At 73.1% G+C, this 24,237-nt stretch carries 19 protein-coding genes and 1 pseudogene; 7 read left to right on the top strand and 13 right to left on the bottom strand.

Annotation, left to right across the window (positions count from 1 at the left end):
* Positions 1-169 (top strand): annotated as a pseudogene (locus AB0I60_RS36360) (4-hydroxy-3-methylbut-2-en-1-yl diphosphate synthase); the annotation flags it as partial.
* A gap of 128 nt (positions 170-297) precedes the next feature.
* Positions 298-468: a hypothetical protein gene (locus AB0I60_RS36355; protein ID WP_360738517.1), complete on the top strand. Its 171-nt coding sequence runs from the start codon at positions 298-300 to the stop codon at positions 466-468.
* A 523-nt stretch (positions 469-991) separates the two neighbouring features.
* Here the strand turns inward: AB0I60_RS36355 and AB0I60_RS36350 are convergent.
* The 6 genes from AB0I60_RS36350 to AB0I60_RS36325 all read right to left on the bottom strand — a co-directional run bounded on the left by AB0I60_RS36350 (position 992) and on the right by AB0I60_RS36325 (position 6,479).
* A complete protein-coding gene (locus AB0I60_RS36350; protein ID WP_360738514.1) occupies positions 992-1,261 on the bottom strand; it encodes a hypothetical protein in 270 nt (89 codons plus the stop codon).
* 97 nt (positions 1,262-1,358) lie between these two features.
* Positions 1,359-1,628, bottom strand: a complete 270-nt coding sequence (locus AB0I60_RS36345) for a hypothetical protein (protein WP_360738512.1) — start codon at positions 1,626-1,628, stop codon at positions 1,359-1,361.
* Positions 1,629-2,130: 502 nt separating this feature from the next.
* On the bottom strand, positions 2,131-2,691 hold the full coding sequence (locus AB0I60_RS36340) for a hypothetical protein (protein WP_360738510.1): 561 nt from the start codon (positions 2,689-2,691) through the stop codon (positions 2,131-2,133).
* 510 nt (positions 2,692-3,201) lie between these two features.
* Complete coding sequence (locus AB0I60_RS36335; RefSeq protein ID WP_360738520.1) at positions 3,202-4,701, bottom strand: FAD-binding oxidoreductase; 1,500 nt, start codon at positions 4,699-4,701, stop codon at positions 3,202-3,204.
* A gap of 229 nt (positions 4,702-4,930) precedes the next feature.
* Complete coding sequence (locus tag AB0I60_RS36330) at positions 4,931-5,944, bottom strand: helix-turn-helix domain-containing protein (RefSeq protein WP_360738507.1); 1,014 nt, start codon at positions 5,942-5,944, stop codon at positions 4,931-4,933.
* 169 nt (positions 5,945-6,113) lie between these two features.
* Positions 6,114-6,479 (bottom strand): SH3 domain-containing protein, encoded by a 366-nt coding sequence (locus tag AB0I60_RS36325; RefSeq protein ID WP_360738505.1) that lies wholly within the window; start codon positions 6,477-6,479, stop codon positions 6,114-6,116.
* Between the two features lie 498 nt (positions 6,480-6,977).
* On the opposite strand from AB0I60_RS36325, the gene AB0I60_RS36320 reads away from it, so the two are divergent.
* Entirely contained in the window at positions 6,978-7,664 is a 687-nt protein-coding gene (locus tag AB0I60_RS36320; RefSeq protein WP_360738503.1) for an alpha/beta hydrolase, read from the top strand.
* A gap of 30 nt (positions 7,665-7,694) precedes the next feature.
* Here AB0I60_RS36320 and AB0I60_RS36315 read toward each other — a convergent pair whose 3' ends face one another.
* Both AB0I60_RS36315 and AB0I60_RS36310 read right to left on the bottom strand, forming a co-directional pair.
* Positions 7,695-7,889 (bottom strand): hypothetical protein, encoded by a 195-nt coding sequence (locus tag AB0I60_RS36315; protein WP_360738500.1) that lies wholly within the window; start codon positions 7,887-7,889, stop codon positions 7,695-7,697.
* A gap of 91 nt (positions 7,890-7,980) precedes the next feature.
* Positions 7,981-9,810 carry a PIG-L family deacetylase gene (locus AB0I60_RS36310; protein WP_360738498.1) on the bottom strand — a complete coding sequence of 610 codons (1,830 nt, stop codon included), beginning with the start codon at positions 9,808-9,810 and terminating at the stop codon, positions 7,981-7,983.
* 196 nt (positions 9,811-10,006) lie between these two features.
* Here AB0I60_RS36310 and AB0I60_RS36305 point away from each other — a divergent pair, with 196 nt between their 5' ends.
* The 4 genes from AB0I60_RS36305 to AB0I60_RS36290 all read left to right on the top strand — a co-directional run bounded on the left by AB0I60_RS36305 (position 10,007) and on the right by AB0I60_RS36290 (position 14,954).
* On the top strand, positions 10,007-11,032 hold the full coding sequence (locus AB0I60_RS36305) for a glycosyltransferase family 2 protein (protein ID WP_360738496.1): 1,026 nt from the start codon (positions 10,007-10,009) through the stop codon (positions 11,030-11,032).
* On the top strand, positions 11,029-11,445 hold the full coding sequence (locus tag AB0I60_RS36300; RefSeq protein ID WP_360738494.1) for a GtrA family protein: 417 nt from the start codon (positions 11,029-11,031) through the stop codon (positions 11,443-11,445). Before AB0I60_RS36305 ends, AB0I60_RS36300 begins: the two co-directional genes overlap by 4 nt.
* Positions 11,442-13,604: a hypothetical protein gene (locus tag AB0I60_RS36295; RefSeq protein WP_360738492.1), complete on the top strand. Its 2,163-nt coding sequence runs from the start codon at positions 11,442-11,444 to the stop codon at positions 13,602-13,604. Before AB0I60_RS36300 ends, AB0I60_RS36295 begins: the two co-directional genes overlap by 4 nt.
* A 345-nt stretch (positions 13,605-13,949) precedes the next feature.
* A complete protein-coding gene (locus tag AB0I60_RS36290) occupies positions 13,950-14,954 on the top strand; it encodes a helix-turn-helix domain-containing protein (protein ID WP_360738490.1) in 1,005 nt (334 codons plus the stop codon).
* A gap of 7 nt (positions 14,955-14,961) precedes the next feature.
* On the opposite strand, the gene AB0I60_RS36285 is transcribed toward AB0I60_RS36290, so the two are convergent.
* The 5 genes from AB0I60_RS36285 to AB0I60_RS36265 form a co-directional block, all read right to left on the bottom strand.
* Positions 14,962-15,789, bottom strand: coding sequence for an SDR family NAD(P)-dependent oxidoreductase (locus tag AB0I60_RS36285; RefSeq protein WP_360738487.1), 828 nt, complete (start codon positions 15,787-15,789; stop codon positions 14,962-14,964).
* A 49-nt stretch (positions 15,790-15,838) separates the two neighbouring features.
* Positions 15,839-16,795: a VOC family protein gene (locus tag AB0I60_RS36280; protein ID WP_360738485.1), complete on the bottom strand. Its 957-nt coding sequence runs from the start codon at positions 16,793-16,795 to the stop codon at positions 15,839-15,841.
* Positions 16,796-16,856: 61 nt separating this feature from the next.
* Positions 16,857-18,218 carry a putative glycoside hydrolase family 15 protein gene (locus tag AB0I60_RS36275; protein WP_360738483.1) on the bottom strand — a complete coding sequence of 454 codons (1,362 nt, stop codon included), beginning with the start codon at positions 18,216-18,218 and terminating at the stop codon, positions 16,857-16,859.
* 419 nt (positions 18,219-18,637) lie between these two features.
* Positions 18,638-20,566 (bottom strand): hypothetical protein, encoded by a 1,929-nt coding sequence (locus AB0I60_RS36270; protein WP_360738480.1) that lies wholly within the window; start codon positions 20,564-20,566, stop codon positions 18,638-18,640.
* Positions 20,563-24,114 (bottom strand): DUF5682 family protein, encoded by a 3,552-nt coding sequence (locus tag AB0I60_RS36265; protein ID WP_360738478.1) that lies wholly within the window; start codon positions 24,112-24,114, stop codon positions 20,563-20,565. Before AB0I60_RS36265 ends, AB0I60_RS36270 begins: the two co-directional genes overlap by 4 nt.
* Positions 24,115-24,237: the final 123 nt, after the last annotated feature.

The following is a 24,237-nucleotide window of genomic DNA, read 5'->3' as shown; positions in this document are numbered from 1 at the left end:
CGAGGCGCGGGAGGCCGACCTGGGTGTCGCGTCGGGCAACGGCAAGGGGCAGATCTTCGTGAAGGGCCAGGTCATCAAGACCGTGCCCGAGCACCAGATCGTGGAGACGCTGATCGAGGAGGCCATGCGCCTGGCCGAGGAGATGGGCGAGGACGCGGGAGGATCCGGGACAACCGGTGCCACACCGGCCAGGGACAACTCGACCACCGAGACCGGCACGCACCCCGAGCCCGGTTCGCCGTCGCCTCTGCCGGTCCATCACGGGGGCCACCCAGAATCGCGCCACGGCCTGCGGTGATGAGCGGAGAACTCGGACTGCATCCGGTCTTCGCGTTCGTCGTCAGCGGTTCGGTGCTGCTCAACCTCACCGAACCGCCCTGGTGGTCGGCCTCCATCGGTTGGCTGGGCACCACCGCCTCGGGGATCATCTGGCTCGCCTACTGCGATAGGACACGTGGCCCCTCGTGACGGATCCGTGGCGTCAATTGCCTGCGAACGTGGCCATCGGCCACCGCGACATCCCGTCCGCCTGAGTCTGTACGGGACCGCAGCCGCTACTGCTCCCCTGTCCCTTCGGTTCGCATCGCTGTTTCCGCACCCGGCGACAGAATCGGCTGCTGGGACAGGCTCGACGGCTTCACCGCCCTCCGCGCCGCGTCGGTCGCGGTGGGCGGCGGCGGACTGTTCGCGCTGCACTTGGCGGTCCGATGGCAGCGCACCCAGGAGCTGGAACGGGAGGCCCGCCACGCCGAACTCGCCCAGCGCGACCGTGCACGGCCACCACCGAGGCAGACGCGGCAGCCCGCCGGTACCGAGCAATACACCGACGCCGGTGAACCGCTGGGATCGGACAAGGCCCCTGATCCGGGCGGCATCGCGAGCGTATCGGTGCCAGGGATCACCCGGCGGCTGCCGGTGTCGTACATCGCGGTGTTTCGAGGATCGCTGCCATTCCGGCGCTCGCCGCCCGCGCTTACCGACGCGCCGGAGACTAGTAGACGGGTGTGGGGGCCAGGCGGTGGATGCCATCGGCCGTGACGAGTTGCAACCAGACGCGGACGAAGGTCGAGGATGTCAGCAGGCCGCCGGCCGTGAATGTGCCGGACAGAGCGCTCTCGCTCACCGGGTTGGTCTTGGCCACGTTGAACACGCCCGCCGGCTGCTCGACGATCACGAACCCGTGGCCGGTCCCGGACGACGGGAACAGGCCCCGGGCCGCCGCCAGGCTGCCGGCCGTGCCGATCCAGTCCCAGGTGAGCATCGGGACGTCGCAGGACCACCCGGGCGGGTCGACGATGCCGAGCGACCGAGGGGGAAGAGCCGGCGGTGACGGGCGTCGCCTTCAGTGCCGTGGAAGCCTACTCAGACTCCCTCATGCCCAGCACGAATGGTATGCGCCGCAAGTACTCGGCCGTGCGTTGGTCCGTCTCGGCCGATGCCATCCGCTCGAGTAGCCCGAAGAACTCGACGCGCTCACGCTCGGTGAACCGGAGAAGCTCGTAACCCATATGCTCCAGGCCCCGGACAGCCGTATCCGGGTCGACTTCGTCGGGTCCACACTCCTCCAACAGCATCATCGCCGCCACGATCGCTTTTACCAGAGGTTCCGGATTCATCTCATCGCCCAATCCGCACAACGGTCGTCGACACTCCCGCGTACGCCATGAATCGGTTCATGGCTGCGGCGCATTCGCGTCCGGCACTTCGTATACTGGAGTGAGCCGATCATAGGCGGCGGTTGCCGCCTGCCTCCTCGCCAGGTCGAGCGCCTTGGGGCCGCCACCCGGATCGACGCGCCGTCGACCCCGAGCAACTCCCCAAGGGCGGTTCCGGCCGCCGACCGCAACTCACCCGTGGTGAAAACTCGGTTGATCCGTGCTTCCTAATCAGTGGTCACGCTGCACACCTACCGGTCATGGTGATCATCGGCAATGACGAAACCTCCGTCAAAACCCGATTCCCGTGGTCCGATCCGATCATTCAACCACACGCCCGAGGCCCGCCCGAAGTTCGCCGTGGTCCGGTGACATCGGTTCCGGGGTGGAAGGACTGCGATCCGGCCGCCGGAGCGGCTCCCGGTCGGACGGCCCAGCACTACGGGCTGTGCAACACCACCAAGTACGGACGGGTTCACCAGTCGGGGTCGGCCGCGTCTCGCAGTCCGGTCCCCCTCAGAAGGTCGAGGGCGGCATCCCAGGCGCTCTTCCCGGGTGGCTGCCGAAGACGCTCCACCAAACACTCCGGATCGGCGACCCGGCGGTCGCTCAACGTCGTGCGCTCGTCCCACACCGGACTCCCACCCAGGCACGCAGCGGTAATCGCGGTCGCAATCGCCAGCACGCAGGAGTGCGCGGCGCGGTAGGGCGCGGCGTGCAACCGGACACCACCGTGTTCGTCCCCTTCATCCGGATCACCCAGCACAATTACGTTCACCTCTACCGCAGCCGCGTCGAGGTCCCACGCCACGAATGCGACGTCCTCATCGGGCCCGGACGGCCGTGCCAACACCTCGGCCGCGACGTCCGGAACCCGTCCGGGATGGGCCGATGCGAGGCCGACGCTCCACACCACTGCCAATGAAAGTGCGGAGGCGTCGACTCCGAGCAATTCCCCGAGCGCGACCCTGGTCGCGGACCTCAATTCACCAGTTGTGAAGCCCCGGCTGATCCGGGTGCTCCAGTCGGTGGTCATGGCCCCTCGCTCGACCGGGAGAAAATCTCCCCTCCGTCCGTCGCCTGGACGAAGATCGTTGCGATCGTACCGCCTCCGGCGATGTTGACCAGGTCCCGCGGGTTCTCGATCTTGGCCGCAGGAATATCTCGCGCGTGATATGACGCTCGCCCACCACCTCGGGCGCAGGTGTTGGCACAGCTCGGGGCAGACAGCACCACCACCCTCGTGACCTCCCAGGATGAGATCGTGCCGGCTCACGTCGAGGCGGACTGGCCCGGTTCCGCCGACGAAGCCCCGCTCGCCGGAGAACACCGCCGCAGGGCGCGGGAGTCACTGCGCGAGGCGTAACTCCAGACCTCCTTTCCAAAACCCATGCAGCACGCTGCTGTGCCGTCGTCGTTTCGGACGCCGCGAAACGCCGCCGATCACACCGCACGTGGTGGTGCACCGCGTGACCCTAGTCGGCATGATCGAGAGACGTGGCCCGAGCACCACGCGCTCCCGGCGTGGGCGTCGACGGGAGGAGGCTCACCGGTCGCCAATCAGCGAAACGGGCTCTGTCGACTCGGCGTGTCCGCCGGTCGACGGTGGGGTGCCGTGGTGTCGGCGTGCGGCTTGCAGGTACTCGTCGAGCCAGTGCGCTCCGTCGTCGGGGCGGTAGGCGAGTGCGTCCAGCACTTCGGGGATCAGGGCGATCGGATCGCTCAACTGAGCGTAGATCCGTTCGGCGAGTTCCCTGTGCCGAAGGGTGAGGGTGTCGGGTTCGAGGAAGTAGGGCAGGCGGAGGCCGGAGGCGACCGAGGCGTCGACTTCGTGCCGGACGAACGCGTCGACGGACTCCTCCACGGTGGTGCGTTGGATCGGGAGGCGTTCCACGGCGAAGCGGCCGAAGTGCGGGTCCTTGGCATCACCGTTCAGGAGCACGTCGGTGATGTGGCGCGCGATCACCGGCGAACTGTGGAAGCCGTCGCGGTAGGTGCCGGTGGCGAGCACCAGCCCCGTGCACGAGAAGACCGGGCCGATCAGGGGGAACCCGTCGAGGGCGACCGGACGTCGGCCCGTGGGCCAGTGCGTGACCTGGGAGAGGCCGATCCGGTGGTCGAACTGCTCGCAGGCGTCTTTGAGCAGGCTGACGGTGACCCCCACGTTGGGGCCGGAGGACGGTTGGAAGTGGAGGGTGTTCGTCGCCCCGATGTACTCGTGGCCGTGCTCGGCCAAGGGGACCAGGTGTGTCCCGCACCCGCCGACGGCGTTGGGGGTGCGCACCACGTGGGTGAAGCCGGGGAACTCCTTGCGGTGGGTCTGCACCGCGAGTCCGGTGCTGGGCAGCAGCGGCGGGATCGAGCCGGCGGGCAGCTGCTTGAGGAAGTCCTGGGCGAGGCTGCCGGCAGCCAGCACCACGTTCGGTGCGGCGATCGACTCGCCGCCGGCGAGGCGCACACCGCGTACACGACTACCGGCCGTGTCCAGCTCGTGCACGGTGGCCGGGACGATGTCGACGCCGTTAACGCGCACGGCCTGCTCCAGCAGTGCGAGGACTTCGCGCGCGTCGATGGAGCCCTCACGCCTCAGGTAGAGGATGCGCGCCGGTCGCGCGTGGTCGGCGGGTCGCAAGCCTTCGACCGCGTCGGGGGTCACCTCGTCGAACGGCTCCGCGCACTCGCGCAGCGCGGCTTCGATCGCGTGGAAGTGGGCGGCGGTTCCGGTGCCGGCCGTGGACGGCAGGACGACGAACGTGCCCGGCCTCAGGGAACGGCGGGCGCGGGTCCCGTCAGCGGTGTCGCTGAGCGCGTCGAGCCATGCAGGCCAGGTGTCCAGCGCGGCTCTGGCGATGGCGAACTTCGCGGCCGAAGGCGGGTGATGGGAGGTGAAGGGTGTCACCTCGCCGAAGCAGTTCAGCATCGCCCCGGCCGCTGCGGATGCCGCCATCGGGCGATCCGGTGGCCCGATCACCACTATCCGCAAGTCGGGTGCGCGCCTCGACAGCTCAAAGGCGATGGACAGTCCGATGACACCGTTGCCGACCACCACCACATCACGATCGCGCACGATGGCCCTTCCTCCGGGCGAGCTCGGCTCGCGATGTCGGGTCGTCCCGGGAGTTCCCGTGTCGCGCGGCACTACGCCGGACGTCGAGCGCGTCCAACGATCCGGGTAGGACACTCACACCGACGGGATCACCGCAGCAACGCCGTGCAGCCGGCGTTGCGGCGAAGTCGGCACGAGAGGGTGACGCTGAGGGCTCGATGGGGTCAGGTCAGGGCAAGTCGCCCGAGGGTGCCAGGGCGAGTTGGGCGGTGCACGGCGAACTGGTCGGGGTCTGGTGTTCGCGGTAGTCGCCCGGTGGCGACCCGAATGCCGCCCGGAACACGCGGCTGAAGTGCGACGGATCGGTGAAGCCCCACCTCCGGCCGATGAGGTGCACCGGTTGTGAGAGCAGGCGTGGGTCGGTGAGGTCTCGGTGGCACGCTTCCAGCCGGCGGTGGCGGATCCAGTCGGCGAGGCCGCGGTCCTGTCGCCGGAACAGTCGCTGCATCGTGCGCAGGCCGACGTGGTGCGCGGCGGCGACCGCCGCCGGGGTGAGGCCCGGGTCGCCCAGGTTGGCCTGGATGAACGCCTCGGCCTGCGCGAGCAGGGCCTGTTCCCGGGTCTGCGCGGGCAGGTCGGAGGTCCGGTCGAGCAGGTGCGCGACGAGTGCGGCCACCAGGTCGACCAGCACGCTGCCCAGTCTCGACGCGTCGGCCGGACCGAAGTCGTGCGTGGTCAGTTCGCGCAGCGACGCCGTGACCAGGTCGGTGAGCCCGCCGGCGGGGACCGCGACGCCGCCCAACCGCTCGACCTGGCCCCGGGGCATCGACAGCCGGCCGAACGGCACCACGGCGCTGCGCGTGACGTTCATCCCGCCACCGGGTACGGCCCCGCTCAGCTCGAACGGCCGCCAACTGGTCGACACGTACAGCCGGCACGGTTCGACCACCCTCGGTGTGACGTCCTGGCCGAATACCACGTCGCCGTGCTCGACCAGCGCCACTCGGACGACGTCGGGGTCTGCCTGCCGGATCATGCGATCGGTGCGCTCGACGCGGGAGGTGGATGACGCCACGTAGTACGCCATCGTCCCGCCAAGCTCGGCGACCCGCAGTTCCGACCGGTGCCGGTCGGGTTCGGCCACCGACAGCCGCAACGGCGCGAACACCCTCGGCACCAGCTCCGCCCACCGCTCGAACCGCTCCGCCACCGGGTGGTCGGTCGCCCGGAAGATCGTGTCCACTCGGCCCCCTCGGATGCAGTCCGGGCATTCCGCACACCGTGCCGGAACCTGCCCGGTTTCCCTTCCGGAGCCAGTGAACCAAAGAACCGAAATTTTTCACCCCCATTCCATGGCGCTGCCCGGATTCCGAACCGGCGGGAATCCGGGCACCGTCATGGGACAGGTCGGGTCAGCACTTCACGATGGAGCCGAGACCACCCTTCAGCTCGCTGTCCTTGACCCACCCGTACACGTTGCCGCGCGTGCGCAGGTAGGACCAGGTGCCGTTCTCGCCGTAGTCCCAGCAGTGGTAGTCGATGGAGTGCGGCGGGTAGCCGACGCCCACGGGGGTGCACCGCGTGCTCGGGCCGGAACGGATGTTCGTCGCGTGCGTGAAGTCCTTTAAGTACTCCCGGTGGTCCTTGTCCGCCTTGCCCTGCCCACAGGCCGCCGCGTCCGGAACGCCGGCGACTTGAGCCGCTCCGGCCGACCCTGCCACGGTCAGCGACGCGAGAGCGGCCAGCCCCACAGCGGCAACAGTTCGACGCAAACGCATGAATCCTCCTCCGACTGGACACCATTTCGTTGCGCCACCAGCATCGGAGAGATTTCCCGCCCGGACATCGACCCCACGCGACACGACGTTGACGATCCGCGCCGCCTCCGCGCTGCCCGGTCCACCGGGACGCAGTCGTCACGGGCGAAAGCGGGACAGGGGCGGAACGGGGCGCAGTCTGAACGCTTCGCCCGGCGGGTCGCGCAGGACCGTTCGGTCCCCGGATTACGGGGATGCGTTCGCCCAGCGAGGTCCTCGATCTCCAGTGCGTCGGCACCGGCTGGACCAAGATAGGCGACGCCACCACCGCCCAGATGTCGAACAACCCCCGTTAACCCGGTCCCGGTGGCACGACCGGCCTCGCCCGGGTGTGCCACCGACCGCCACCCGGGCGACCACCGCCGCCGGCGCTCGGATTTCCGGCACCACCGGTACCGTGACGTCCCCGAGCCTGCCGTCTCGACACACCGCGACCTGACAGGAAGAAGACACACGATCATGGACATCCTCCTCGTCGCCGGTCTGTGGCTCGACGGATCGGCTTGGGACGATGTCGCTCCCACGCTCCGGTCGCTGGGCCACAACCCCGTTCCGCTCACCCTGCCCGGGCAGGGCGACGGGTCCACCTCCGCGACGCTTGGCGACCAGGTGGCGGCCGTGCTCGCCGCCGTGGACGCGGCCTCCGGCAAGCCCGTGGTGGTCGGGCACTCGGCCGCCTGCACCCTGGCCTGGCTCGCCGCAGACGCGCGACCGGACAAGATCGCCCGGGTGGTGCTCATCGGCGGCTTCCCGACCGCCGACGGCAAGCCCTACGCGGACTTCTTCGCACTGCGCGACGGCGCCATGCCCTTCCCCGGCTGGGAACCGTTCGCAGGACCCGACTCGGCCGACCTCGACGAGCAGGCCAAACGCGCCTTCGCCGCCGCTGCGGTCCCGGTTCCCGAGGACGTGGCCACGGGCACCGTGCGACTGACCGACGAGCGACGCTTCGAAATCCCGGTCACCCTCGTATGCCCCGAGTTCACCCCGACCCAGGCGCAGGCGTGGATCGACGCCGGTGACGCACCCGAACTCGCACGGGTCGAACACCTCGACCTCATCGACCTCGACTCCGGCCACTGGCCCATGCACACCAAGCCCGCCGAACTCGCCCGACTGCTCGCGGCGGCGGCCGGCACAGCCTGACCTGCCGGCCGACTCGGCCCGGGTGCCGGGTCAGGACGGGATGGCGAAGACCTCGCCGGAGTCCACCAGTCGCCACAGCCGCGCTGCGGCATCCGGGACGGCCAGTTCCAAGTTGTCGATCACCGGGACGCCGAGGTCCCGCCACCGCTGCATCCGGTCGTGGATGATCCGCAGCATCCCCTCCGACAGCTCGCGGGTCCCGCAGCGGTGGGCGTTGCGCTCCACCAGCACGTCGAGCCGGGGAAGGAAGACCGCGTACTGCCGCGACGCCGGATCGGACCAGCACCTGGGGGCTGGGGTGTGGCTCGGCGAGGCGTCAGTCGGTCGTGGTCCACGGGGTGAAGGTGCCGCCCTCCTGGGGTTGCGTTGACGTGTGCAGACGGCCGTCCGGGCCGATCAGCAGCACGGTCAGGCGGCCCGACGCGTCCACCGCCGCCGTGGGGTAGTCCAGGGGTGTGCCGCCGATTGCCTGCCACGCGCCGGATGCGTCGGTGGTCACGCTGCCGTCGCCGGTTCGGCCGACCACGACCACCTTGCCGTGCGCGGACACCGCCGCCGGGCCGCCGGGGCCTCCCGGGCCCGGACCGCGTACGGGCGTCGACCACGTGCCGGCAACGCGGGTGGTGCGCAGCACCTCCCCCGTGTCGGCCACCGGCACCACGACCGTCGTCCCGCCTCCGCCCTCCACGGCTACCGGCGCTCCTCCTGGCGTGACCGCCGGGAACGAACGGTCCCAGCTCCCCGCCCACCGCAGCACGGACGTGGCCGTGCTCGCGTACACCTCCGGCACGCCGTCCGGGCCGGGCACCGCGCTCAGGCCGTCCCGCACGCCCTCGCCGCCGAGCCTCTGCCACGGACCCCACCGGCCCGTGGCGTCCTGTTCTGCCCGGCTCACGCCGCCGCGCCCGTCGCGCACGAACGCCACCAGCCGGCCGTCCCGGTGCGCGGCCACCGCCGGCACGCCGACCCGGGCGTCACCCGGGTCCGGGCTGCCCAGCCCCACCCAGCCCTTCTCGTCGTGGCAGGTCAGGTCGCCGTCGTCGAGCCGCCGGCCGCACACGGTCAGGCCGCCGACGCCCGTGCCGACCGCGAGCCCGGCCGCGAGCGGGCCGCCCGGCCGGTCCGGGTCGGCGCGCTGCCAGCGGTCGCCGTCCTGGCGCCACCCGAGGACTTGCCTGCCGCGCACGGCGAACGCGTGCAGCCGGCCGTCGCGCGCCCGGCCGACCCACGACGTGCCACGGTCCCAGCGGTAGTACATGCGGCGTGGCCAGCGGTCGTAGACCGGGCCGTGGGCGAGTTTGTCGTGCTTCTGGTACGCGCCGAACGTGCCGACCTTGTCGTCCTGCTGCTCCGGGCTGAGGTTCGCGGGCGCGCTGTCGGTGTTGTAGTCGCGGTACCCGATCACCGACAGCGCCGGGCGGTCCGGTGAACGCCGGTAGACGCGGGCCGCCGCCTCGGCGAACCGTGCGCCCATGACGTGGTCGGGGTGGTCGTGCAGCGGCAGCCAGAACGGGTAGTCCGGGTCCGGGTCGGAGTCCTGGACGCGCAGGACCGTCGGCCGGAACCCCTCCATCAGCTTCGCCAGCACCTTGATCAGGCCGTTGCCGGTGTAGCGGGACGGCTCGGACACCTGCCCGCCGGTCGGCACCAGCGTGTCCACCGCGACCCAGCCGCCCCGGTCCTGCCACATCCGGCTCAACGCGCCCCGGCCGCCGTCCGCGCGCGGGTCGGCGTCCTCCGGGAGGTTGATGAAGACCAGTGCGACGTGGGGCCGCGAGCGCAGCGAGTAGCGCTCGCCGGTGCGCCCGCCGGCCAGCGCCAGGGTCGAACCGTCCCACTCGTCGGGCACGCCGGCCATCCGGGCGTAGGCGGCGCGGGCCCCGGCCTGGCGGGCGGCCGAGTAGCCGTTGGCGTCCGGTTCCTCCGCCTCGCCGGCGGTGAGGAACACCGTCATCAGGCGGTGCCCGGAGCGGACGCTGTCGCGCACGTCCGGGTTCATGAACAACAAGTCGTCGTCGTGGTGCGCGATCACCTGGAGGTGTGCGACCTCGCCGGACGCGGCAGGCGGTGCGGTAGGGTCGCCGCAGGCCACCAGCACCGCCAGCGCCAGCGCCACGAGCAGTGCGAACGGCCGTGCACCCGCCATGAACCCAGTGCCCCCAAGTCGCATTCCACCCCTGCTGCGACGGACAGGCTACCGACAGAAAGGCGACAGCGCAGACACGGTGACCAACGCGACGTCGTGCAACGCAAGCGCAGTGCGAAGCGTCGTTGACAGGTGGGATTCCACGTCGGTGGGTCGGATCGGCACAGCAGTGTCTTGAGGGGTTTCGAGGGAACTTGTGCGCATCTCGGTAGTGGTCCCGTGCTTCAACGAGGAAGCCGGGCTGGAAGATCTCTACGCCGCGCTGCTGCGCGCGCTCCCGGCGGTGAGCGAGGACTTCGAGGTCCTGCTGGTGGACGACGGCAGCTCGGACGGCACCCTGCCCCGGCTGCGCCTGCTGGCCGAGCGCGACCCCCGGTTCAAGTACCTGGCGCTGAGCCGCAACTTCGGCAAGGAAGCCGCGATGCTCGCGGGCCTGCGCCACACGACCGGCGACCTGGTCGCCATCATGGACGCCGACCTGCAGCACCCGCCCGAGCTGCTGGAGCGCATGGTCGCCCTGATCGGCACCGGCTACGACCAGGTGATCGCGCGCCGCACCCGGCGCGGCGAGGCCCCCGTGCGCAAGGTCGTGTCGAACCTCTACTACAAGCTGATCAACAAGGTCATCGACGTCGAGCTGCAGAACGGCGTCGGCGACTTCCGGGTGCTCACCCGGCGCGCGGTGCAGGCGCTGCTGTCGCTGGGCGAGTACAACCGGTTCTCCAAGGGCCTGTTCTCCTGGATCGGCTTCGACACCGCCGTCATCGACTACGACAACGTGGCACGCCAGAACGGCAACAGCAGCTGGACGCTGCGCAAGCTGTTCAACTACGGAATCGACGGCGTGGTGTCGTTCAACTCCAAGCCGCTGCGGGTGGCGATCTACCTGGGCGCGCTGGTCACCGCGATCGCGTTCGGGTACGCGATCTGGGTGCTGGTCAACGCGGTGTGGCACGGCGTCGACGTGCCCGGCTACGTGACCATCATGTGCGGCGTCCTGGTGCTGGGCGGGTTGCAGCTGCTGTTCCTCGGCGTGATCGGCGAGTACGTCGGCCGCATCTACTTCGAGTCCAAGCGGCGGCCGCACTTCCTGGTCAAGGAGTCGGCGGGCACCGGGCCGACGCCGGTCACCCTGCCGCTGGGCCGCGACGTGGCCGGGCACGCGGTGGAGGCCATGGGCGACGTCGTGTCCGGCCCGTTCACGGAGCGGACCGCGCGGTGACCGCTCGGCTCGGGCGGCTCGTCCGCTTCGGACTCGTCGGCGTGGTCAACACCGGCGTGTACTACGGCCTGTACCTGGCGCTGCGCCTGGTCCTGCCGTACCTGGCGGCGCACGTGGCCGCGTTCGTGCTGGCGATGGTCGGCTCGTACTTCCTCAACTGCTACTTCACGTTCCGCACGACGCCGTCGCTGCGGACGTTCCTGCTGTTCCCGCTGTCCAACGTGACGAACTTCGTGATCACGACGGCGGGCCTGTACGCGCTGGTCACGTGGCTGCACGTCGACCAGGGGATCGCGCCGCTGCTCGCGGCGGTGGTGGCGATCCCGTTCACGTTCATCGTCGCGCAGCTCGTGCTCCTGGGTCGTCCCGGGCCGGCCGCGCCCCTGGTCAAGGAAGAGGAACGGACGTCGTGACGACGCTCGTCCGACGGCCGGCGCGGGGTCCGCTGGTCGCGTTCGGTGTGTGCGCCGCCGTGGTGCTGATCGCCCAGATCCCGTTCCTGCGCAACCGCTCGTTCTACGCCTGGGACGACAGCGCGGTGCAGTTCCTGCCGACCTGGCACAGCATGGGCGGCCGGCTGCTGCGCGGCGACTGGCCGCCGCTGCTCGACGTCGACAACTGGATGGGCGGCAACTTCGCCGCCGAGGCGCTGTTCGGCATCTGGAACCCGGTCAACCTGGCGAACTTCGTGCTGGTGCACCAGTTCGACGACCTGTCGGTGGCCGCCCTCGTGGTGAAGACCGAGTTCCTGGTGCTGCTGGCGCTGGGCACCTACCTGCTGTCGCGCGAGTACGGCGCGGGGCGCGGACCGGCCGCCGCGGTCGCGGTCGCGCTGCCGTTCAGCGGGTTCACCCTCTACTTCGACGCCGCCACCTGGGTCGCCGGGCTCATGGCGTTCACCTGGCTGCCGTTCACCTGGTGGGCGGCGCGGCGGGCGGCGCGCGGCGCGGGCAGCCCGCTGTGGGCGTTCCTGTTCGGGGCGCTCGCGGTGACCACGGGCAACCCGTACGGGCTGCTCGGGGTGTGCGTGGTGCTGGCCGCGCTGCTGCTGGAGTCGTGGCTGCGGCGCGACCGGGCGGCGCTGGTCCGGCTGTTCGTGGTGGGCGGCCTGGTCGCGCTGCTGGTGCCGCTGGTGTACCTGCCGCTGCTGGGCAGCTCGGCGGTGACCGTCCGGGCGGGCCAGGGGTTCGCCAGCGACGGCGTGCTGATGCCCCGGCTGTCGGAGCTGCTGAACCTGAGCACGCCCAGCCACCAGCCGTTGATCCGGGGTTTCGGGCACAGCATCCGGATGTTCACCCCGGCGGTGTACTTCGCGTGGTTCGTCGTGCCGCTGCTGCCGTGGCTGCACTGGGGCAGGCTGCGCGAGCGGTGGCGCCCGCTGGCCGGGGTGTTCGCGGTGGCGGTGGTCTACCTGCTGTTCGCCATCGGGCCGTCGAACATGTGGATGTTCCGGTTCCCGCTGCGGCACCTGGAGGTCGTGTACCTGGCGTTCGGCGTGCTGTTCGCGGTCATGCTGACCGGCGGGCCGAAGCTGGACCACGTGCGGCGGCGCGCGCTCGTGACCGGCGGCGCGCTGGCGCTGGCCGCGTACCTGGCGTTCTCTTCGGGGCCGTGGCAGTGGCGGCACCACGCGATCTCGTTGGCGATGCTGGTGGTCGGCGTGGTGCTGGCGCTCTGGCTGGCCCGGCGCCGGGTGGCGGCCACGTACGGCGTGCTGGTGCTCGGGGTGGCCGCCGGGCTGGTGGCGCAGACGGCGTGGTTCCCGTTCAACGGGGACGTGGCGGGCCACGACTACCCCCGGTCGATCACGGAGCTGCGCGCGCAGACCCCGCCGCACGAGGGCACCACGTTCCCGGTCGGCTCGGCGCTGCCGGGCAACGTCGGGCTGGTCGCCGGCCTGTCGTCGGTCGGCTCGTACACGGGGTTGCAGTTCCGCGACTTCGCCAACGCGACCTGCATGGTCTACCACGGTGCCACGTGCGCGGGCAGCTTCGAGCGGATCTTCGCGCCGACCGACCTGGACGGGCGGACGCTGGCGGACCTGATCCGGGTGGGCAGCGTGTACGTGCAGAACGACCTGCGCCCGGACGTGGTCCCGCCGCCGGGCTGGCGGGTCTCGCACCGCTCGGTCAAGGCCACGGTGCTCTCCCGCGAGCAGCCGTTGCCGTGGCCGGGCGGCCGGCTCTCGCACGCCACGGCGGGCGTGCGGGTCACCGAGGACGTCGCGCCGGACGACCGGGACGAGTCGGTGCGCTTCACCAAACCGCGCGGCGCGGCCGGGTCGCTGGTGTTCGCGCGGCTGGCGTGGCCCGGCTACCGGGCCGAGCTGGACGGGCGGGAGCTGTCCACCCGGCAGGGCCCGGCCGGCCTGCTGGTGGTGGACCTGCCGGCCGACGTCGACGGCGGCCGGGTCGCCATCCGGTGGACCCCGCCCGGGATGCCGCTGGGCAGCGTGCTCGCCGTGCTGGGCCTGCTGGGCGCGGTGGCCTATGCCGTGTTCGTGGCGTGGCGCTCCCGCCGCCGAGAGTCGGCACCACCGGTCGAGGCGGAACGCGAGTTGAGCAACGCGTAGCGGAGGGCTCGGGAGGCGAGGCCGGCGACGGGCCGCGGGAGCGGCAGGTCGGGTCGAGGGTCGCGAAGTGCGGCGGGTCGTGGTGAGGCTTTGCCGGTTCGGGCAACGGCGGCAGGTCGGGTCGAGGTGGGGTGGGGCGGCACCGGCGTACCCCTCCCCCGCCGGTGCCGCCCGCCTCTGCGGCACCCGAACGGGCAGTCGGGGCCGGCCGGGTTACCGCCGGACCACCGTACGGTGGCTCTCCCCCGGCGGGTCGCCGTAGCGCGCACCCGTTCTTGTCGTTCCGCGTACCCGGATCGTTACGTTGAGTATCGTGGGGTCAACGGTACGGAGGCAGGTGACGAGTTGACCGAGTTCGCCACGGATCCCGCCGGCACCCCGCAGCAGCGGCTGGAGGAGTTCCAGGCCGCCGCGTCGGCCACGTTCGCGCCGCTGGCCATCACGGCGAACGACGTCGGGCCGATGTGGGCGCGCATCCGCGCCGAGCAGGTCGGCGGGCTGCTGGTCTCGGACCTGCGCACGTCGTCGTTGACGGTGCACCGGGACCACCGGCAGATCAGCTCGACCGACAACGACGTGTACAAGGTCGCGCTCCAGCTCTCGGGCCGGATGGTCGTCGCGCAGGACGGGCGGCGCAACGTGGTGCTGCCCGGCGACATGGCCGTCTACGACACGACCCGTCCCTACACCCTGGTGCACCACGACCCGGCGCTGCGCCCGGAGGACGACTTCCGGACGATCGTGATCACCTGCCCGCGCTCGTACTTCGCCGCCGACGCGGACGCGCTGCGCGAGGTCATCGCCGTGCCCAAAGCGACCGGGCGGGGTGTCCGGCGGCTGGTCGCGGGTTTCTTCACCGGCCTGGCCGACGAGCTGGACACCGGGGTGGCGCACGGCGGGCTCCGGCTGGCCGACTCGCTGGTCGACATGATCGCGCTGATGTTCACCGGTCGGGAGGCCCCGGTGGACGGGCGCGCGCCGATGCTGGACCGGATGCTCGCCCACTGCGAGGCCAACCTGTCCGATCCCGACCTGTCCCCCCGGTCGGTCGCGCGGGCCCACCGCGTCTCGGTGCGGTACGTCCACCGGCTGTTCAGCGGGCAGGACCAGCCGCTGTCGTCGTGGATCAGGTCCCGGCGGCTGGACCGGATCCGGCAGGACCTGGAGAACCCGCAGCTCGCGGGCCGCACGGTGGCCGCGATCGCCGCCCGCTGGGGCCTGTTGGACGCGCCGCACGTGAGCCGCGCGTTCCGCGCCGCGTACGGGATCAGCCCGGCCGAGTACCGGCGGCACGCGCTGCGCACCTCCGCCGCCCTCGCGGTCGGCGCGGCCGAGCCGCAGCCGTGGTGATGCCCGCCTACTCGCGGACGCGGTCCAGCAGCTCGTCGGTGATCTTGGCCAGGCGTTCGGCGTCGGCCGGCCGGAACAGCCCGCCGCCCAGGTCGATCTCCCGGTACGGGGTGAACGCGGTCAACGGCTCCGCCGGCGGGTCGTCCAGCAGCCGCACGATCGGAGGGACCACCTCGGACGCCGGTTTGGCCAGCGCCTTCTGCTGCTCCACGTAGGCCGCCGTCGGCGGGTCGTACTCGCCGACGATCCCGGTGGACGTCGTGCCCGGGTGGAACAGGACGTAGCGGACGGGCCCGTCGCCGAACCGCTGGGCGAAGGTCACGCCGAGCAGGTCGTTGAGCCGGCTGGCCAGGAACATCGCGCGCACGCCGTCGTAGTCGCGCGCGCTCTGCAGGTCGTCCCACGCCACCGGGGTGTCGTGGCCGGGTCCGGCGACGTTCACGATCACCGGCCGGGCGGCGTTCTCCAGCGCGGGCCGCAGGCCGTAGCCGAACAGCACCCTGCTCAGGTAGAGCAGGGCGAAGTTGTCCTCGAGGCCCTCGGTGGTCACCGCGCGGTAGCTGCGGATGAACCGCGCGCACAGCACCAGGCCGTCGACGGCGGGGTGGTGCTCGAGGATGGAGGCGACCACCCGCCGGTTGGTCGCCACCAGGCTGAGGTCGGCGCGGATGAACTCGACGTTGCCGGGCGTGCCCCGGGCCGCGTCCACCAGGGCCTCGCCCTTCGCCGGGTCGGTGCCCAGGGCGATCACGTGGTGGCCGCGCGCGAGCAGCTCGCGGGTGACGGCCGCGCCGATGCCGTCGCTGGCCCCCGTGATCACGTACTTCCTGACCAAGCCCACTCCCTGGCTGCGCTGGTGCCGCGTCGCCGGCCGGTGCCCGTGCTCACCCGACCTGCCGGAACACTACGGCGACCCCCAGCGCCGTCGCGGCCGACACGAACACGTCACCTGAACCAGCGACCTCGAAGGGCACGCCGTGCGCCCGGAGGTGGCGGGCGACGGCGGCGCTGTCGCGCACCCCGACCGCGTAGGCCGCCAGGGCGGGCGATGCCACCGGGCGCTCACCGGGCAGCAGCTCGCCGAGCCGGTGGTCCGCGAGCAGCACCAGCCGGGCCGTGCCCAGCGGGAACACCAGGGCCGGCCCGTCGTGCACCGGCTCGACGTCGAGGTAGCGGGTGTACCGCGCCGCCAGGTCGTCCAGGCCGGCGGCGGGCGCGCACAGCACGGCCTCCACCAGCGCCACCGCGCCGTTGGGGTGCTCGGGCACGCGGACGGCCTGGATCGCCGGGTCGAGGTCGGCCACCACGCCCACCCGGCCCTCCGCCACCAGGCCGGGCCGCTCGCCGTCGACCTCCAGGTACCGGACGGCCTCGACCAGGTCGGGACGCACCGGCCGGTGCACGGTGTGCACCCCGCCGTGCCGGACGCCGGCGGCGGCCAGCCGGTCGGCGGTCGCGTCCACGTCGGCGGAGGAGAACATCAGGATGTGGGCGCCCTCGAACCGGTCCAGGCACACCGCGAGGTTCGCGCTGGTGGTGGCGATCCGGTCGAGCAGCACGGGCAGCACGTCCGGCGGGGCGTGCAGCGGGACGAGCGTCGCACCGTCCGGGAGCCGCGCCTCCGCGCGCACCGGGGAGGCCAGTTCCACGAAGTCGCGGGCGAAGTCGGCGTGCGCGTTGACCGCGCCGAACGGTTCGGGCGCGGCACCCTCGCGCGGGGCCATCGCCGGGTAGGCGGGCGGCGGCACGGCGAAGCCGAGACGCCGGTAGAGGTCGAGCGCGCCGGCGAGGTCGGCGACCACGTGCCCGACGTGGTGCAGGCCGGTGATGTCGGAACCCATGCGCGTCAACGTAGCCGGATGGCCCCGACCGGCTGCTAACTCTCCGCTAACCGGCCCGGGGCTAGCGGCAGGACTTGCGCAGGATCGTTCCCGAGGTGCCGGCCAGCTTCACGGAGGACACCTTGGCACCGCTCTCGTCGGTGTAGGTGCCCCCGAGCTGCACGCGCACCGGGGTGCTCTTGCCGTTGTTGGCGTTGACCACGACCGTGCCGCAGGTGAAGTCGCGGCGGAACACGTTGGGGGCCACCGAGCGGTACGCCTTCGAGGCGGTGCCCAGGTCCCAGTCGTACATGTCACTGGTCGCGGTCGGGTCGCCGTAGTCGTCGGTGGTCTTCATCTCGGCGATGGCGGCCTTGTCCCCGACCGCGAGGTAGTAGCTGGCCATCGCGTAGCGCAGCGGCCGGTCCTGGCCGGGGCTGAAGTGCGGCTGCACCCAGGTGATCTTGTCGCGGGCCTCGTCGGACGCGATCTCCGCGACCTGCCGGCTCCAGCCCTGGTCGTACTCGGCGAGCAGGTTCTTGTCGTCGAAGGTCAGCCACCACTCGTCGAACCCGCCGTCGAGGTGCTCGGTGTAGGCGTCCCACGCGCCGCTGTGCAGGCGGGCGTTGGAGAGGTTGGCGACCGTCTTGAGGTTGGCGGCGGCGAAGAACGGCTTCATGGTCGACAGCATCGACTTGTAGGCGGCCTGGAACTTCGCGTCGGTCGGGTACTTCTTCGGGCAGACGCCGGAGTGGTAGGCGTCGCACGGGAACAGCGCGTTGTCCATGAACACGCCGTCGAACCCGGTCACCTTGCTGTCCGCGATCACGTTGGCGATCCAGGCGTGCTGGTAGGAGACGTTGCCGACGTCCATCTGCCAGTGCCCCCGGTACCCGCCGTACTCGAACCGCTTGCCGTTGGGCCCGAGCAGGAACCAGTCCGGGTGGTTGCGGTCGGCGGCGCAGAACCCGACCCCGGCCGGGAGGTACTTGTCGTCCGTGCCGTTCTTGCACGCGTAGCTGCGGGTCGAGGAGAGGTCCTTGTAGACGAAGACCTGGACGTGGGGGTTGGCCGCCTTGAGCTTCTTGAGCAGGCCGCCCTCCCACGCGTTGAGCACGATGTACTCGTGCCGCTTCGCCTCGGTCGCGGCCATCGAGTCGCTGACGGGCGTGCTGTTGAGGTGCAGCCAGAACGACTGGGCGTCACCGACGCCGACGTACCCGGCGTGCTCGCCCTGGTCGCCCGGGTCGTCGCTGTCTTCGTCGCTGTCGCTGTCCGGGTCGTCGCTGCCGGGATCGTCGTCGCTGTGCCAGATCTGGTCGTGCCAGAACTGCTCGTGCGCGGCTTCGGTGTCCACGACGGGGTGTTCCACCGCGTCGGCCGCCGAGCCGGGGACGGCCAGCAGCGCGGCGGCCAGGCAGGCCACCCCGAGGATTCCGGTCACGCGCCGACGACCTCGTCGTGCGCCTACTGCCCCCGTGGGGATGCTGGTCATGTCCACCTCGCCGAACGCTCGCCACCCGACTCCCGGAACTCGTGCCGTCGAACCGTGAACGGGATACCCGTGGCGAATCGGCCGGAAGCGCGCCCGGAGCGCCGCGCGGCGAATTCGCACGACAGTGGCCGAGCGCCGGAATCCGGTTTGGACCCGTGATTTCCGGGGTGTGGCGTCGGCGGACCGGGGAAACGCCTGGTGCGGCGAGGTGTGGGACACCCGGGCGGGGCGGGCCGGGCGTTTCGGGACGCCTACGGAAAGTTGTCCCGGCGGCCCGGCCCACATCCGGATACCGCTTTCAGTCGCACATCGGCGATACCGGCCGCACACCCGGCGGAGCCGGGTGCACGGCCGGGTGCGGGTGGCGGTTACACCGGGCTCACCGCGTCCAGCCACGCCCGCCGCGCCACGGTCCGGGTGAACTCGCGGACGTGCAGGCCCGCCCGGAGCCACGCGGTGGGGAACGCGTCGCCCGCGTCCCGCACCACCCGGCCGAAGACGTCCCGCTCGCGGTCCCGGGACGCCAGTGCCAGGTCCGCCAGGAGGTCGGCGGTCGTCGTGAGGCCGTTGCGGGACAGCGCCGCCACGTCGCGCGACGCCGACGCGACGGCCGCCACCGCCCGGCCGCCCAGCGTCACCCGGTGCAGGACGTTCACCAGTGGCCGCAGCGGCGGCGGCACCCGGTCGGCCGGCTCGGGGCGCGGCGGCAGGTCCTGCGCGTCGCCCCGCACGTTCGAGCGCTGCACCCGGTCCAGGCCCAGGTCGATTCGACCGGCCAGGTCGGAGGTCAGCGCCAGGTCGCCGGAGGCGGCCAGCACCACCGCCGTACCCGGGCGGTCGGGCACGAGACGGGCCACGAACCGCAGGTCCGCGCCGCCTGCGGTGGCCAGCACGCGCAGGTTCTCCCGCGCGCGGTCGCCGTCGCCGACCAGGTCGAGCGTGCCGGCACCGGTCGCCACGCGCAGGGCGTTGCCCGCCGCACCCAGCACCGAGCCCTCGACGAACAGCAGGTCCGCACCCGCCGGGCGGTGGGTCTCCGGCACGGTGCCCGCGTGGAACGCGCGCGCCACCTGCTCGGCCAGCGGTTCCGCCCACAGCCGGGCCACCGGGTCCGCGTCCCACGCCACGCCCGACGCCCGCACGGCCCGCACCGCCTTGCCCGCGCCGAGCCTGCGGTCCGGTGACGCGGTGCCGCCGGACAGCAGCAGGCCCCCGCGCCCCAGCTCGCGGTGGCTGAGACCGGACTCGCCGACCGCCACCGGACCTCCGGCCGCCGCCTGCACGCGTTCCGGGCCGCCGGGCATGATCGCCGGGACGGTCCACAGCCCGCCCGCGTCGTCCACGAGGTGCGTGACCACGCCGCCGTAACCGGAGGTGGTGACCACGGCTTCGGTGCACAACCCGTAGAGCCGCAGCGAGCCGATCGGGCGGTACTCGCGGCGGGCCGTGCCCCGCAGCTCGGAGGTGACCTGCGGCGCGGTGCGCAGGTCGTGGCACAGGAGCAGCAGGTCCACCAGTTCGGCGGTGAGCACCTCGCGGTCGAACGACGAGTCGCCCGCCCGCGCCCCGGCCAGCGCCGAGGCGATCCGCAGCCCGGACGCCGACGCCCGGTGCAGCCCCGCGACCCGCGCGGTGTGCACGGCGCGCAGCAGCTCGGCCCGCACCACGGCACCGCTGCCCTGCGCACCCGCGCGCAGGACGGTCGTGCCCGCGTCCCACAGCGCACCGGCCGCGCCCCGCTCGCCGGGCGTGACCGCGACCGGAGTTTCGGGCAGGGCCCCGGCGACACCCGGGGCCGACACGCCGGCCGGTCCGGTGGTCCGGCCGGGCGTCGCGCCGACCGCTGAACCCTGTGGCGTCGTGGAGTCGGCCGAACCGGCTGCTCGACCAGGTGTCGAGCCGGCTGTCCCGCCGGGCGGCGGGCCGTCCGGTGTCGCCGGGTGGGTCGCCGGCTCGTCGTCCGCCTGCGGTGCTGCCGGGTCCGGGGCGGCGGTCGGGTCGTCGGGTGGGGTGGGGTCGGCGATGGGGGCCGCCGCCACCGCGACGGCCCGGTGCAGGCACCGGGGGGCGAGCAGGCAACTGCACACCAGGTCGTCGGCGGCGGTCAGCGCGCCGGCGACCAGGGTCCAGGTCAGGGCGGTGTCGGCGTCGAGGTCAGCGCGGGCCGCCGCCTCGGAGCAAATCACCTCCCAGGTCGCCGCCTTGTCCAGCGCGGCGTCGATCCGCTTGCGCAGCCGGGGCGGCAGCGCGTCCAGCACGTCCGCCACCACGGCGGGTGCCACCGGGGGCAGCGTCACGAGCGCACCTTCTCCCCCACCCAGCGGGCCAGTTCCTGCGGGCTCAGCGCGGCGACCGGCATCCCGGCCGCCACCAGCGCGCCCGCCACCGACGTCGAGTAGCGCGCGACGCCCCTGTCGTCCAGGCTCGCGCAGCCCAGCACGGTCACCCCCGACGCCACCAGTTCGCGCACCTGACCGAGCAGCGACGACACCGGCCCTCCCTCCTCGAAGTCGCTGACCAGCACGACCATCGTCCGTTCCGGCACGGTCACCAGCGAGCGGGCGTGCCGCAGCGCGCCCGCGATGTGCGTGCCGCCGCCGACCCGCACCTCCAGCAGCAGCGACAGCGGGTCGGCGACCCGGTCGCTCAGGTCGACCACCTCGGTGGAGAACGCCAGGAAGTGCGTCGACAGCGCCGGCACCCCGGCGAACACGGCGGCGGTGAGCGCGGACCAGACCGTGGACGCCTCCATCGAGCCGGACACGTCGACCACCAGCACCAGCCGCCAGTCCGCCGACCGTCGGCCCCGGGTGCGGAACACCGGGCGTTCCGGCACGACCAGCACGCGGCCCTCCTGGTCGCGCCGGGCCGTGGCCAGGTTCGCCCGCAGGGTGCGCGGCAGGTCCAGCTTGCCGCCCGGCCGGCGGGTCGGCACCGGGAGCTGGATGCCGCTCAGCGCCGGGCGCACCCGGTTGGCGAGCTGCGCGGTCAGCTCCCGGACCAGGCGCTCGACCAGGGGCCGCAGCCGGGCCAGGGCGTGCTCGGACAGCCCGCCGGCGAGCGAGAGGACGCTGCGCAGCAGGTCGACCGAGGGCCGCACCGAGGCCGGGTCGATCTCCAGCGCGGCCTCCAGCCGGCCGCCCTCGGCGGCGGCGGCCAGCACCTCCTCCCGCACCCGGTCGCCGAACAGGGCGACCAGCTCGTCGGACCACTCCCGGACGTCCGGGAACGGCGACGACAGGTCCGCCCCGAGCCCGCCGCCGGTCTCCGCGCCCTCGCCCCGGTCCCGGCCGTAGAGCTCGTCGAGGGCGGCGGCGTACCGCGCGCCCCCGGCCGGGCGGTCGCCGCGCGCGCCGAGGAGCAGTCGCCACCGCACGGCCGCCGTCAGCGAACCCGCGCCGGAGGCGTTGTCGGCCGGGTCGGTCGACGCCGGCTCGCCCGGAGCGGCAGTGGGCGCGGCACCGTCTGCGGGCGAGGCGGGTTCGGCGGGCGAGGCTGATGCGCGGGCGGTCTCCGTGCCGGTGGCCGGCGCGGGAGGGCGGGCCGGCGGTTCGTCCTGCGTGGACGGTTTGGGGCGGTCCAGGCCGTGGTGGCGCAATGCCTCCAGGGCGCTCTGCTCCGCGTCCAGCCAGATCGCCAGCAGTTCCGGGTCCGGTGCGCCGGCGGCGTCCACGCGGTCGCCCGTGCGCTGCTCCACCACCGCCAGCACCCGGGCCCGCGCGGCCGGGCCGATGGACGTGAACGCTCCCCGCAGGGCCGGCAGGCGTTGCAGGAAGTCCTTGTCCCCCAACGCCTCCACCCGGGTCAGCAGCGGCTCCAGGGCTTCGGTCGTCTCCAGCAGCGGGTTCGCCGCAGCCAGCACGCCGGTCAGGCCCTGCCGCAGCACCTGCCGCCGCTCGGGCGTGGTGGCGGTGTCGATCCAGGACGCGACGCGCCCGCCCAGTTCGGCGGGCGTGGCGAGGCCCAGCAGCACCCGGACCGCGCCGGCCGCGCCCGCGATCAGCGGGACGCCCTCGTCGGCCAGGTGCCGCAGGGTCGCGGACAGCCGGATGCCGGTGCCGTGCGCGTCGTGCCGCTGGCCCAGCTCGACCAGGGCCCGCGCGTCCGCCGGGTCCTCGGAGCCCGCCAGGCCCTCGACCTGGGCGACGGCCGCCGTCTCCAGCTCGCGCGCCAGCAGCGGGTGCCCGTCGAGCACGTCCGCCGGGGTGCCCGGCACGTGCCCGGCGCGCACCCGGTCCAGCAGGTCCAGACCCGCCAGCAGGTCCCGCAGGGTGCCGGCGGACGGGAGCACCGCGCCGACGTCGGTCAGCACCTCGCCGACCAGCTCGGGCAGCCCGCACGTGGCGGCGTCCGCCAAGTCGGCCAGCACGTCGGCCGGGGTGTGGCCGGCGGCCCGCTCCCGCTCCGCCCGCCGGGCCCGCAGGCGGCCGAGCGCGGCCTGCGGCAGCGTCGCGCCCCACAGCCCGGCCACGGGCAGGGTGGCGGCCGTCGACGGGGTCCAGGTCGCGGTCCAGCGGGTGGTCAGCGCGTCACCGCCGCCGACGCCCGTGGTCGCCGTCGACTCGGCGTAGGGGACGCCCAGCACGCCCAGCCGGCGCAGGGTCGTCTCGCGGCGCGCGTCGAGGTCCGAGCGCAGCGGGTCCAGGCGGAGGACCGCCGGTTCCCGGGCGTCCGGGCCGGGCAGCCGCAGCTCGGCCAGCAGCGCCTCCACCGCCGGGGCCAGGCCGGAGCGCGGCGTGCCCGGCGCGAGCACGCCGGACCGGCGGCCCACCAGGACGTCACCGGCGGCGCGGGCGACCACCCGGCCGCGACCGAGCGGCTCGGCGTGGGTCAGCACGGTCTGCACCGCCTCCACGACCTCGCCGCGACCCGGTGCCGGCAGGCCGCGCAGCCGGGCCAGGTCGACGGCCAGCCGCAGCGCCTCGCGGGCCTCGCCCGGACCGGCCGGGTGGCCCAGCTCGCGGACCCGCGAGCAGATCCGGACGATCACCGACGCGGCGGCGGCCTCGACCGCCGCCGGGTCGCCGGCCGCCTCCAGCACCGCCTGCTGCCACTCCGGGTCGCGGATGCCCGCCGGGTAGCCGGAGCGCTCGTCCAGCAGCGCGAAGCCGTACGGGACCAGGGACGTCACCACGTCCCCGTCGACCGGCACGTCGGCGGGCCCCACCGGACCCTCCAGCAGGGCCGCCGCGTGGAACGAGCCGATCACGGCGGCCACCCGGCGGCCGTCCGCGCGGGCGACCGCGCGCCGCATCCACTCCTCGCGGCGCAGGTCGAACGGGTCGACGCCGGAACCGCCCGACGCGTCGCGGCGCAGCGCCCAGCCGACCAGCAGGGCGGCCCGCCGGACCGCCTCGGCGCTCTGGCCGGGCGCGGCGGCCTCGACCAGGCGGTCCCACAGGTCCTCGCCGTCGCGCCCGGTGACCGCCCGGCGCAGGGCGTCCGCCAGCGGCGACGCGCCCGGACCGGAACCCCGGTGGCCGCCGTCGCGGGCCGCCAGCGGCAGGTCGCACGGGCGGACCTCGACGCCGTTGCGGTGGGCCCACCGGATCGCGGCCAGTTCGGGCGAGAAGTCGGCGAACGGGTAGAACGCCAGGCTCCCGCCGTCCCGCCGCGCGCCGGACAGGGCGACCGGGGCGGTGAGCTGCGGGTCGGCCAGGTGCGGCAGCCACTCGCCCAGCTCCTCGGGCAGCTCGATCAGCAGCAGCTCCGGGTCGGCGGCGGCGAGCAGCTCGGGCACCACCGCCGCGAGCGCCGGCGAGTGGTGCCGCACCCCGATCAGGAACGGGTCGCGGTGGTCGGCCAACCGCGCGGCGACCGCGAGGTCGTCCTCCCCCGACGACACCGACGACACCGAGGACACCGACGAGACCGACGAGACCGCCGAAGGACCGGGACCGGGTGCGGGTGCGGGGTCGGTCGGCGGGCCCGGCGGCCCCGGGGGGGGGGGGGGGGGGCGGGGGGGCCG

Origin of the sequence: Actinosynnema sp. NPDC050436 (assembly GCF_040655415.1) — a bacterium.
GTDB lineage: Bacteria > Actinomycetota > Actinomycetes > Mycobacteriales > Pseudonocardiaceae > Actinosynnema.
The sequence above is the reverse complement of the archived record's forward strand: the minus strand, read 5'-3'. Positions and strand labels throughout refer to the sequence as shown.

Bases quoted from the DNA above. Each gene is read 5' to 3' on its own strand.
- AB0I60_RS36355 (WP_360738517.1), top strand. From the start codon at position 298: ATGAGCGGAGAACTCGGACTGCATCCGGTCTTCGCGTTCGTCGTCAGC.
- AB0I60_RS36350 (WP_360738514.1), bottom strand. From the start codon at position 1,261: ATGCTCACCTGGGACTGGATCGGCACGGCCGGCAGCCTGGCGGCGGCC.
- AB0I60_RS36340 (WP_360738510.1), bottom strand. From the start codon at position 2,691: ATGACCACCGACTGGAGCACCCGGATCAGCCGGGGCTTCACAACTGGT.
- AB0I60_RS36325 (WP_360738505.1), bottom strand. From the start codon at position 6,479: ATGCGTTTGCGTCGAACTGTTGCCGCTGTGGGGCTGGCCGCTCTCGCG.
- AB0I60_RS36320 (WP_360738503.1), top strand. From the start codon at position 6,978: ATGGACATCCTCCTCGTCGCCGGTCTGTGGCTCGACGGATCGGCTTGG.
- AB0I60_RS36310 (WP_360738498.1), bottom strand. From the start codon at position 9,810: ATGGCGGGTGCACGGCCGTTCGCACTGCTCGTGGCGCTGGCGCTGGCG.
- AB0I60_RS36280 (WP_360738485.1), bottom strand. From the start codon at position 16,795: ATGGGTTCCGACATCACCGGCCTGCACCACGTCGGGCACGTGGTCGCC.